This window comes from Pseudomonas floridensis (assembly GCF_002087235.1).
GTDB classification, from domain to species: Bacteria; Pseudomonadota; Gammaproteobacteria; order Pseudomonadales; family Pseudomonadaceae; genus Aquipseudomonas; species Aquipseudomonas floridensis.
Genome location: NZ_MUIO01000086.1, coordinates 1 through 11322 on the forward strand (window position 1 = coordinate 1; position 11322 = coordinate 11322).

9 protein-coding genes are annotated in these 11322 nt (G+C 56.3%); 5 read left to right on the forward strand and 4 right to left on the reverse strand.

Annotated features, from left to right (window positions below; all coding sequences use genetic code 11):
- Positions 1–55: 55 nt before the first annotated feature.
- Genes gyrB through dnaA form a run of 4 tightly spaced genes read right to left on the reverse strand, consistent with a single transcriptional unit; the run spans position 56 to position 6280 of the window.
- Positions 56–2473 (reverse strand): DNA topoisomerase (ATP-hydrolyzing) subunit B, encoded by a 2418-nt coding sequence (gene gyrB / locus BZK31_RS20575; protein ID WP_083184951.1) that lies wholly within the window; start codon positions 2471–2473, stop codon positions 56–58.
- A gap of 4 nt (positions 2474–2477) precedes the next feature.
- Complete coding sequence (gene recF, locus BZK31_RS20580) at positions 2478–3581, reverse strand: DNA replication/repair protein RecF (RefSeq protein WP_083184953.1); 1104 nt, start codon at positions 3579–3581, stop codon at positions 2478–2480.
- A gap of 21 nt (positions 3582–3602) precedes the next feature.
- On the reverse strand, positions 3603–4706 hold the full coding sequence (gene dnaN, locus BZK31_RS20585; RefSeq protein WP_083184955.1) for a DNA polymerase III subunit beta: 1104 nt from the start codon (positions 4704–4706) through the stop codon (positions 3603–3605).
- 38 nt (positions 4707–4744) lie between these two features.
- On the reverse strand, positions 4745–6280 hold the full coding sequence (gene dnaA / locus BZK31_RS20590) for a chromosomal replication initiator protein DnaA (protein ID WP_083184988.1): 1536 nt from the start codon (positions 6278–6280) through the stop codon (positions 4745–4747).
- Positions 6281–6863: 583 nt separating this feature from the next.
- Between dnaA and rpmH the strand changes: the two genes are divergently transcribed.
- The 5 genes from rpmH (at position 6864) to mnmE (ending at position 10791) form a co-directional block, all read left to right on the forward strand.
- On the forward strand, positions 6864–6998 hold the full coding sequence (gene rpmH / locus BZK31_RS20595; protein WP_002551315.1) for a 50S ribosomal protein L34: 135 nt from the start codon (positions 6864–6866) through the stop codon (positions 6996–6998).
- A gap of 16 nt (positions 6999–7014) precedes the next feature.
- Entirely contained in the window at positions 7015–7416 is a 402-nt protein-coding gene (gene rnpA / locus BZK31_RS20600; RefSeq protein ID WP_083184957.1) for a ribonuclease P protein component, read from the forward strand.
- Complete coding sequence (yidD, locus tag BZK31_RS20605; RefSeq protein WP_004882449.1) at positions 7409–7654, forward strand: membrane protein insertion efficiency factor YidD; 246 nt, start codon at positions 7409–7411, stop codon at positions 7652–7654. The genes rnpA and yidD overlap by 8 nt, the downstream gene beginning before the upstream one ends.
- Positions 7655–7656: 2 nt before the next feature.
- The gene (gene yidC / locus BZK31_RS20610) at positions 7657–9342 is read left to right on the forward strand and encodes a membrane protein insertase YidC (RefSeq protein ID WP_083184959.1); all 1686 of its coding nucleotides are present in this window, start codon (positions 7657–7659) and stop codon (positions 9340–9342) included.
- A gap of 78 nt (positions 9343–9420) precedes the next feature.
- Positions 9421–10791, forward strand: coding sequence for a tRNA uridine-5-carboxymethylaminomethyl(34) synthesis GTPase MnmE (gene mnmE / locus BZK31_RS20615; RefSeq protein WP_083184961.1), 1371 nt, complete (start codon positions 9421–9423; stop codon positions 10789–10791).
- Positions 10792–11322 lie beyond the last annotated feature (531 nt).

Genomic DNA, 11322 nt, shown 5'->3' on the forward strand with positions numbered 1-11322 from the left:
GTGAACAGCATTACGGCATCGCCGGGTTTTTTGTTGGGTCACTCGTTCATCTGCATCAGAAGTCGAGGTTAGACACCGCCAACGCATTGCTCTCGATGAAGTCACGGCGTGGCTCGACCGCATCACCCATCAGGGTGTTGAAGATCTGGTCAGCGCCGATGGCGTCTTCGATGGTGACTTTCAGCATGCGGCGCACACTTGGGTCCATGGTGGTTTCCCACAACTGATCCGGGTTCATCTCACCCAGACCTTTGTATCGCTGGATGGTGTGGCGCTTGGTGCTTTCTGCCATGAGCCAGGCAAGCGCGTCTTTGAACTCGGAGACCTGCTTCTTGCGCTCGCCACGTTGCACGTAGGCGCCTTCTTCCAGCAACGAGCTGATTTGCAGGCCCAGGGCAGTCACGGTCTTGTAATCGTTACTGCCGAAGAAGTCGCGGTTGAAGGTGACGTAGTTCGACAGGCCGTGGGAGATCAGTTCGACCTCTGGCAGCCAGACATTACGTTCACGGTCTTCGCGCAGGCTCGCCTTGTAAACCAGACCCGATTTCTCACCGGTACGCAGACGTGCATCGAACAGATCAAGCCAGGACTGCATTGCAGCGTGGTCAGAGAGCTGTTCCAGCGTGACTGGCGGCAGGTACACGAAGTGCTCGGTCAGTTCCTGAGGATACAGGCGCGACAGACGCTTCAGCGTCTTCATGACCATACGGAAGTCGTTGACCAGGCGCTGCAGCGCTTCGCCAGAGATGCCCGGTGCCGATTCGCTGAGGTGCAGGCTGGCATCTTCCAGAGCCGACTGGGTCATGTATTCTTCCATGGCGTCGTCGTCTTTGATGTACTGCTCTTGCTTGCCTTTCTTGACCTTGTACAGCGGTGGCTGAGCGATGTAGATGTAGCCGCGCTCGATCAGCTCCGGCAACTGACGGAAGAAGAAGGTCAGCAGCAGAGTACGGATGTGAGAACCATCGACGTCAGCATCGGTCATGATGATGATGTTGTGATAACGCAACTTGTCGATGTTGTACTCTTCGCGGCCGATGCCACAGCCTAGCGCGGTGATCAGAGTGCCCACTTCCTGAGAAGAGATCATCTTGTCGAAACGCGCTTTCTCAACGTTCAGGATCTTGCCCTTCAGAGGCAGGATGGCCTGGGTTTTACGGTTACGCCCCTGCTTGGCTGATCCGCCAGCAGAGTCCCCTTCCACCAGGTACAGTTCGGAGAGGGCAGGGTCTTTCTCTTGGCAGTCGGCCAGTTTGCCTGGCAGCCCGGCGATATCCAGCGCGCCTTTTCGACGAGTCATCTCGCGGGCTTTGCGAGCAGCTTCACGAGCGCGCGCAGCGTCGATCATCTTGCCGACGACGGCCTTGGCTTCGTTCGGGTTTTCCAGCAGGAAGTCAGAGAAGTATTTACCCATCTCTTGCTCGACTGCGGTTTTGACTTCGGACGAAACCAGCTTGTCTTTAGTCTGCGAACTGAACTTGGGGTCTGGCACTTTTACCGAGATGATCGCGGTAAGACCTTCGCGAGCGTCGTCACCCGTGGTGGCGACCTTGTGCTTCTTGGCCAGACCTTCCTGCTCGATGTAGTTGTTCAGGTTACGCGTCAGCGCTGAACGGAAGCCCACCAGGTGAGTACCGCCATCGCGCTGCGGGATGTTGTTGGTGAAGCACAACAGGTTCTCATTGAAGCTGTCGTTCCACTGCAAGGCGATCTCGACACCTACACCGTCGTCACGCTGGACGTTGAAGTGGAACACTTCGTTGACCGGCGTCTTGTTGGTGTTCAGGTATTCAACGAATGCACGCAGGCCGCCTTCATACTTGAACAGTTCCTCTTTACCGCTGCGCTCATCCTTCAGCATGATGCCGACGCCGGAGTTGAGGAACGACAGTTCACGAATACGTTTGGCCAGAATGTCCCAACTGAAGTGGATGTTCTTGAACGTATCGGCAGACGGCTTGAAGTGAATCTGGGTGCCTGTGGTGTCGCTGTCGCCTACGATTTTCATCGGTTCCTGTGGAACACCATGAACGTAAGTTTGCTCCCAAATCTTGCCGCTACGGCGAACCGTCAGCAGCAGGATTTCAGAAAGGGCGTTTACCACGGAGACGCCCACACCGTGCAGGCCACCGGATACCTTATAGGAGTTGTCGTCAAACTTACCGCCGGCGTGGAGCACGGTCATGATGACCTCGGCTGCCGACACGCCTTCTTCTTTATGCACGTCTACCGGAATACCGCGACCGTTGTCGCGTACGGTGATCGATTCGTCCGGGTGGATGATGATACTGATGTCGTCGCAGTGGCCTGCCAATGCTTCGTCGATCGAGTTATCAACCACCTCGAACACCATGTGATGCAGACCGCTACCGTCGTCTGTATCACCGATGTACATTCCGGGACGCTTGCGTACGGCATCAAGTCCTTTCAGCACTTTAATGCTGGACGAGTCGTACGTTTGGTTTTCGCTCATGCAATCACTCCCGATGGTCGTGGGTCTGGGTGATACGGCCCTGTTCCACGTGGAACAAAGCGACTGGCGTTTCCGTCTGCCAGCCTTCCCTCAAAAATTCTTGGTCCACACAGGTGATGAATACCTGGCAGCGTAATTCTTCCAGCAAACGGCAAAGCGCTCGGCGATGGTTGTCATCCAGTTCGGACGGCAAATCATCGACAAGATAAATACATTGTCCGCGTCGGACCTGGCTTACCAAATGTCCTTGAGCAATGCGCAATGCGCAAACCACCAACTTCTGTTGGCCACGCGACAAAATGTCCGCAGCATTATGAGCGCCTAATCTAAGGCGCAAATCAGCGCGTTGGGGTCCGGCTTGGGTATGGCCCATTTGCTGATCACGATTCAGGGAGGAGGCGAGCACCGTGCTCAGCTCTTTTTCCTTGTCCCATCCTCGGTAGTAGCTCAGGGTCAAGCCGTCGAGTTCAACGAGTTCACTCAACGTCTGCTCAAAAACCGGCTTCAATGCCTTGATGTAGGCTCGACGGTACTCGTCGATCTCATCACTCGCCAGGCACAACTCTCGGTCCCATGCCGCCTGCGAAGCGGCGTCAAGTGTACCATGCCGAAGCCACGAGTTTCGCTGCCTCAAGGCCTTCTGCAAGCGTTGCCAAGTCGCCATGAAACGAGGTTCCACGTGGAACACTCCCCAGTCCAGAAACTGTCTGCGTATCTTGGGAGCACCTTCCAGTAATCGGAAGCTATCCGGGTTGATCAACTGCAAGGGCAAGATTTCCGCGAGTTGCGCCGCGCTTCGCGCATTCTGGCCATCGATTCGAATCTGGAACTCGCCTTGCCTGTCTCGTGAAACACCGAGACTGCTGTGACCGCCTTGCGCAAGTTCAACTTGCCCGAATACGGTACAGGACGGCTGCTCATATTGAATGACGGGAAGCAGGCGGCTGCTGCGAAATGAGCGGGCGATACCGATTAGATGGATGGCTTCCAGCACGCTGGTTTTGCCGCTGCCGTTGGCACCGTAAAGGATATTGATACGCGGGGAGGGGGAGAGGGTCACCGGGTGCAGATTGCGCACCCCGGTGACCGAGATGCGGCTGAGAGACATCTAGGTTGCGCTGGACATGAGTTACAGGCGCATCGGCATGACGACGTAGGCCGAGTCGTCGTTGTCCGATTCCTGGACCAGCGCACTGCTGTTGGAGTCGGACAGAATCAGGCGCACCTGTTCGGTGGTCATGACGCCCAGTACGTCCAGCAGATAGCTCACGTTGAAACCGATCTCCAGCGAACCGCCGTTGTATTCAACGCCGATCTCTTCTTCAGCTTCTTCCTGCTCTGGGTTGTTTGCCTGAATCTTCAATTGACCGTTGGCCAGTTGCAGACGAATGCCGCGGTACTTCTCGTTGGACAGAATCGCGGTCCGGCTGAACGCTTCACGCAGCGCCTGACGATCACCCAGTACCAGCTTGTCGCCACCTTTCGGAAGCACGCGCTCGTAGTCCGGGAATTTCCCGTCAACCAGTTTGGAGGTGAAGGTGAACTCACCGGTCGTTGCACGAATGTGGTGCTGGCCCAAGACGATACTGACCATGCCGTCCTGCTCTGTCAGCAGACGCGCCATTTCCAGAATGCCTTTGCGTGGCACGATCACCTGATGGCGGTCAGCCTGCTCAATGTCGGCCGTCATGGAGCACATCGCCAGACGGTGACCGTCGGTGGCAACGGCACGCAAGATACCCGCGCTCACTTCCAGCAACATACCATTGAGGTAGTAACGAACATCCTGCTGAGCCATCGCGAAGCTGGTACGTTCGATCAGGCGACGCAGTTTGCTCTGCACCAGCTGGAACGTCAGCGAGCCAGGACCTTCTTCCACTGTAGGAAAATCATTCGCCGGCAGTGTGGACAACGTGAAACGGCTGCGACCGGCTTTGACCACCAGCTTGGCATCATCGACCTTGATGTCGATCAGCGCGTCGTTGGGCAAACTCTTGCAGATGTCCATCAGCTTGCGCGCCGGGACAGTGATTTCCCCAGGCTCGGCGGGCTCTTCGAGCTGTACACGGCCAACCAGTTCGACTTCAAGGTCGGTACCGGTCAAGGACAACTGCTGGCCTTCGACGACCATCAGGACGTTGGAAAGTACCGGCAAGGTCTGGCGGCGTTCAACCACGCCGGCGACCAGTTGCAGGGGTTTCAACAGGGCTTCGCGTTGAATGGTGAAATGCATGGTCTAGTCCCTTGCCTTAATAAGCTGCACTGGCGTCATCACGTGGTCAGAGTTCGCAGCAGGTTCTTGTAGTCCTCGCGGATATCCGCGTCGGATTCCTTGAGTTCGTTGATCTTTCGACAGGCGTGCAGAACGGTCGTATGGTCCCGACCACCGAATACATCGCCGATCTCCGGCAGACTGTGGTTGGTGAGCTCTTTGGAAAGCGCCATCGCGACCTGCCTCGGTCGTGCGACGGAACGGGAACGACGCTTGGACAACAGATCGGAGATCTTGATCTTGTAATACTCGGCCACGGTGCGCTGGATGTTATCCACACTGACCAGCTTGTCCTGGAGCGCGAGCAGGTCTTTCAACGACTCACGAATCAGTTCGATCGTGATGTCACGTCCCATGAAGTGCGAGTGCGCGATGACGCGCTTGAGCGCACCCTCGAGTTCACGGACGTTGGAACGAATGCGTTGCGCGATGAAGAACGCAGCGTCATGGGGCAGATCGACCTTTGCCTGGTCTGCCTTCTTCATGAGGATCGCTACACGGGTCTCAAGCTCTGGCGGTTCGACCGCCACCGTCAGGCCCCAGCCAAAGCGCGACTTGAGTCGCTCTTCAAGGCCCTCGATTTCTTTCGGATAGCGGTCACTGGTCAAAATGACCTGTTGTCCGCCTTCCAGCAGCGCGTTGAACGTGTGGAAGAATTCTTCCTGCGAACGTTCCTTGCGGGCAAAGAATTGAATGTCATCGATGAGCAGCGCATCGACCGAACGGTAGAAGCGCTTGAACTCGTTGATCGCGTTGAGCTGCAGTGCCTTGACCATGTCGGCCACGAAACGCTCCGAATGCAGGTAAACGACCTTGGCATTGGGGTTTTTCTTGAGCAGATGGTTACCCACAGCATGCATCAAGTGCGTTTTACCTAAGCCGACGCCGCCATACAGAAACAGCGGGTTGTAGCCGTGCTTGGGGTTGTCCGCAACCTGCCAGGCGGCCGCGCGCGCCAGCTGGTTGGACTTACCTTCGACGAAGTTCTCGAACGTGAACGTGCGGTTCAGATAACTGGTGTGCTTGAGCGCACCCTCGACCTGCACAGTGCGTTGTTCTGCCCGGGCTGGAGCCTGTTGAGAACTGGCACCCGCCATCGGATCGAAGCTGTCACGCGACGGCTCATTCTGGGTAGCCGGATCCTGCACGGGAGCGGGGGAAGCCGCTTGAGCAACCGGAGCAGCAACCGCGGGCGCGGGTGCCGCCGCACTGTTGGCAGCATTGGCGGACAACGCTTGCGATGCAGCAGCGGCCAGTGGTGCATTCGGTGCGGCTCGAGGCGCTGAGCTGCGCTTGCTGCCTATTAATAAGGAAAGCGCTGGCGCCATGCCTTGGCCATGTTCGCCGAGCAGCTCGAGCAAACGACCGAGGTATTTTTCGTTTACCCAGTCAAGCACGAAACGGTTTGGTGCATAGACACGCAACTCGTCGCCTTCGGCTTCGACCTGTAGCGGACGGATCCAAGTGTTGAATTGCTGGGCAGGCAGCTCATCGCGCAAAAGCTCCACGCACTGCTGCCAAAGTTCCACTGACACGGACATCCCCTAGTTGAAAGCCGGTGAGGCAAAAACAGCCGCCATTGTAACGATCCGGCGAAAACTTATCCACATGTAGGTTGCTAACAGTCCGCGATAAATCATTGATTCTGGACGTTCAGACGCGACGAACGGTATGTGCATAAGCTCTGTGGATAAGATGGCCTCAGCACCTTGCATAAGTCGGGTCGAAACTCTGTGGATAACACGCCTGTGGATAAGAAGCCTTTTCATGCACAGCTTTTCCGAGGTCACAGCACAGGCACAGCACCGTTTCTGGACAACCTTTTGAAACGCTATACATCAGGTCAAATGGGCCTCTTAGCGTTTTATCCACAGATATCCGCCACGTAAGAGTTATAAGCATTACAGAAAAGCTTTAAATACTCTCTTCCTTTTATTTCTATAACAGGTCAGTCAAGGCGCTGCCGGATGTACCTGGCAGCGGGCAAATGACCCATATAAGACGTCATTGAAGAAAAGCTGGTTGGAAATTGACCTGCGGGCGCGCTTTCTCTAGAATCCCCGGTCTCTTAAAACGGGGGCCATTCCGGCCCGTAGTGGACGAACCAGGTAACACGCCATGAAACGTACTTTCCAACCCAGCACTATCAAGCGCGCCCGCACCCACGGTTTCCGTGCACGTATGGCCACCAAAAACGGCCGTGCCGTCCTGTCGCGTCGTCGCGCCAAAGGCCGTAAGCGTCTGGCAGTTTGATAAATCGGCACAGGAGGTGAGTCGAGACTTCAGTCGGGAAAAGCGTTTGCTGACCCCCCGGCATTTCAAGGCAGTCTTTGACTCCCCTACCGGCAAGGTTCCGGGGAAAAATCTCCTGCTCCTTGCGCGCAACAACGACCTGGATCATCCCCGCCTGGGGCTGGTGATAGGTAAAAAGAGCGTCAAGCTTTCCGTTGAGCGCAATCGTTTGAAACGCCTGATGCGCGAATCATTTCGCCAACACCAAGACAGTTTGGTCGGTTGGGATATCGTTATCGTCGCGCGTAAAGGTTTGGGTGATGTAGAAAACCCTGAACTGATTCAGCATTTTGGCAAGCTTTGGAAACGTCTGGCACGCAGCCAGCCCGTTCCTCAGCCAAAAACCGAACCTGCAGGGATGGACAGTCCCGATGCGTAAACTGGCACTCGTTCCGATCCAGTTTTATCGCTATGCCATTAGCCCGCTGATGGCCAGTCACTGTCGTTTCTACCCCAGTTGCTCCTGCTACGCGTATGAAGCCATCGATAATCATGGCCTTTTGCGCGGCGGCTGGCTGGCAATGCGCCGCCTGGGTCGCTGTCATCCGTGGAATCCCGGTGGTTATGACCCGGTTCCACCTGTCCCCACCTCCCGTTCTTCTTCGATGGCCGAGTAATCATGGATATTAAACGCACGATCCTGATCGTCGCCCTGGCAATCGTGACCTACGTCGGGGTTCTGAAATGGAACCAGGACTACGGTCAGGCAGCCATGCCGACCCAGAATGTTGCAGCCAGCACTACCGCACCGGGCATTCCGGACACGGCTGCCGGTAATAATGGTTCTGCCAGCGCCGATGTTCCAAGCGCAAACGCGACCAATACCGCGGCACCTCTTGAGACTCCGGCCGTAGCCAGCAAAGACCTCATTCAGGTCAAGACCGATGTGCTCGATCTGGCGATCGATCCGGTAGGTGGTGACGTCGTTCAACTTCGTCTGCCTCTGTACCCGCGCCGTCAGGATCGTCCAGACGTTCCTTTTCAGCTGTTCGATAACGGCGGTGAACGTACTTTTCTGGCACAAAGTGGCCTGACCGGCACCAATGGTCCGGATGCACGAGCTACCGGCCGTCCGGTTTACACCTCTGCGCAGAAGACTTATCAACTGGCTGACGGCCAGAACGATATGGTCGTTGACCTGAAGTTTTCCGAAAACGGCGTCAACTACATCAAGCGCTTCACATTCAAACGTGGCCTTTACGACCTGGTCGTGACCTACGTTGTGGATAACCAGAGCGCTCAGCCTTGGGCCGGTAACCTGTTCGCGCAGTTGAAACGCGATGCCAGCTCCGACCCATCGTCGACCACCGCAACCGGTACAGCTACCTATCTGGGCGCAGCACTGTGGACTGCGGCCGAGCCTTACAAGAAAGTGTCGATGAAAGATATCGACAAGGGTCAGGTCAAGGAAACGGTTCAAGGCGGTTGGGTTGCATGGCTGCAGCACTACTTCGTGACCGCGTGGATTCCTGATCACAACGCGAGCAACGTGGTTCAGACCCGTAAAGACAGCCAGGGCAACTACATCATCGGCTTCACCAGCCCGACGTTGTCCGTTGCGCCGGGTGCCAAAGGCGAAACCACCGCCACCCTGTATGCAGGTCCGAAAAGCCAGGCGGTACTCAAAGAGTTATCCCCAGGTCTTGAACTGACTGTCGACTACGGTTTCCTGTGGTTCATTGCCCAGCCTATCTTCTGGCTGCTGCAACATATCCACGCGATCCTGGGTAACTGGGGCTGGTCGATCATCGTTTTGACGATGCTGATCAAAGGCCTGTTCTTCCCGCTCTCGGCCGCCAGCTACAAGTCAATGGCCCGGATGCGCGCCGTAGCGCCAAAACTGGCGTTGCTGAAGGAACAACATGGCGACGATCGCCAGAAAATGTCCCAGGCAATGATGGAGCTGTACAAGAAAGAGAAGATCAACCCGTTGGGTGGATGCTTGCCGATTCTTGTGCAGATGCCGGTTTTCCTTTCGCTGTACTGGGTACTCCTAGAGAGCGTGGAAATGCGTCAGGCTCCGTGGATCCTGTGGATAACCGACCTGTCGATCAAAGACCCGTTCTTTATTCTGCCGATCATCATGGGCGCGACCATGTTCATCCAGCAGCGTCTGAACCCGACTCCGCCGGATCCGATGCAGGCCAAGGTCATGAAAATGATGCCAATCATCTTCACGTTCTTCTTCCTGTGGTTCCCTGCCGGTCTGGTTCTGTACTGGGTTGTGAACAACACGCTGTCGATCGCGCAGCAGGCTTACATCACTCGCAAGATAGAAGCAGCTACCAAGAAAGCAGCTGCCTGATCTAACCTGTGAATAAGTTTTACAAAGCGCCCCCTAGTGGGGCGTTTTGCTATCTGTCAGTTGTCCAGGAGCCGGACCATGAACGTCCCTCGTGAAACCATCGCCGCTATTGCCACAGCTCAAGGCCGTGGTGGCGTCGGCATTGTCCGCATCTCGGGTCCGCTGGCCAGCAAGGCGGCGCACGCGATTATCGGCCGGACACCCAAACCTCGTTATGCCCATTACGGTCCTTTCAGCGACGCATCGGGCCAGGTGCTGGACGAAGGGATTGCGCTGTTTTTCCCCGGTCCCAACTCCTTCACCGGTGAAGACGTCCTGGAGCTGCAAGGGCATGGTGGTCCAATCGTTCTGGATATGCTGCTGCAGCGCTGTCTTGAACTGGGGAGCCGTTTGGCGCGGCCCGGAGAATTCAGTGAACGCGCGTTCCTCAATGACAAGCTGGACCTAGCCCAGGCTGAAGCAATCGCCGACCTGATCGAAGCGAGTTCTGCACAGGCTGCGCGCAACGCGCTGCGCTCATTGCAGGGGGCATTTTCCCAGCGTGTGGATAAGTTGACCGAGAAATTGATCAGCCTTCGTATCTACGTCGAGGCGGCCATCGACTTTCCGGAGGAGGAAATCGATTTTCTTGCCGATGGTCATGTATTGAGCATGCTCGATGACGTACGCGCTGAGTTATCCACAGTACTGCGCGAGGCGGGGCAGGGTGCACTGCTGCGTGACGGTATGACGGTGGTCATCGCAGGGCGACCTAACGCTGGCAAATCCAGTCTGCTTAACGCATTGGCTGGGCGCGAGGCAGCAATCGTGACCGAGATCGCCGGCACTACGCGCGATGTGCTGCGTGAACACATCCACATTGATGGCATGCCGCTGCACGTGGTCGACACAGCGGGGTTACGCGACACGCAGGATCAGGTGGAGATGATTGGCGTCCAGCGTGCGCTCAAGGCCATTGGCGAAGCGGACAGGATTCTGCTGGTAGTCGATGCTACAGCCCCGGAAGCGAGCGATCCTTTTGCGCTATGGCCCGAGTTTCTCGAGCGGCGTCCAGATCCTGCCAAGGTCACGCTGATCCACAACAAGTCTGACCTGAGCGGCGACGCCATCGGCCTGCAAACCAGTCAGGATGGCCATGTCACCATCAGCCTCAGCGCCAAGGCTGGTGGAGAAGGACTTGAACTGCTGCGTGACCACCTCAAGGCCTGCATGGGTTATGAGCAAACGTCGGAAAGCAGCTTCAGTGCGCGGCGGCGTCACCTTGAAGCCCTGCGTCATGCCAGTGACTCGCTGGAGCACGGCAGAGCTCAGCTGACACTTGCAGGCGCCGGTGAACTGCTGGCAGAGGACCTGCGTCAGGCCCAGCAGGCACTGGGGGAGATCACAGGCGCCTTCAGCTCGGACGATCTGCTTGGCCGAATCTTTTCCAGCTTCTGCATCGGCAAGTAGTGGCAGTGCCAAGACGTCACTGAAGAGAAGGGCGCACACGGCGCCCTTCCTGGTCCCCGGTTCACCCTTCCCCAATGATCGTGCAAGGTACGTCTTTACGTAACAGCCGATGATGGGCGTCGCCCACGGGCAACTGATCCTCAGAACGCGTCCGGTCGTTTGAAATCCGATACCTGACACAGTGCACACCTGGGGATAACCTCGTTTCAATCCTCGATACCGATCCGAACGACTCACTTGGCAGGCTGGCGGACAGATAAAAATCATGTCCGCGGCTTTGTCACATCTCGATTTTCACAGGTATGGCTTGCCCCAATCCGCCAATCTCAGCTTTTTCTGTAGATTAAGCCCTGTGCATAACCGACCTTTAGCTCGGTTGATAACCAGGGTTAAAAACTGAAGATAAACCCGCCTGTGGACAAAGTGCACTTTAATCCACAGGCTCAGGGCAGTTATCCAAACCCCTCAATGGCACCTGATCACAGCCTTTTGAATCTCTGTACACATTGAATATAGAGGCTTGTGGAGATC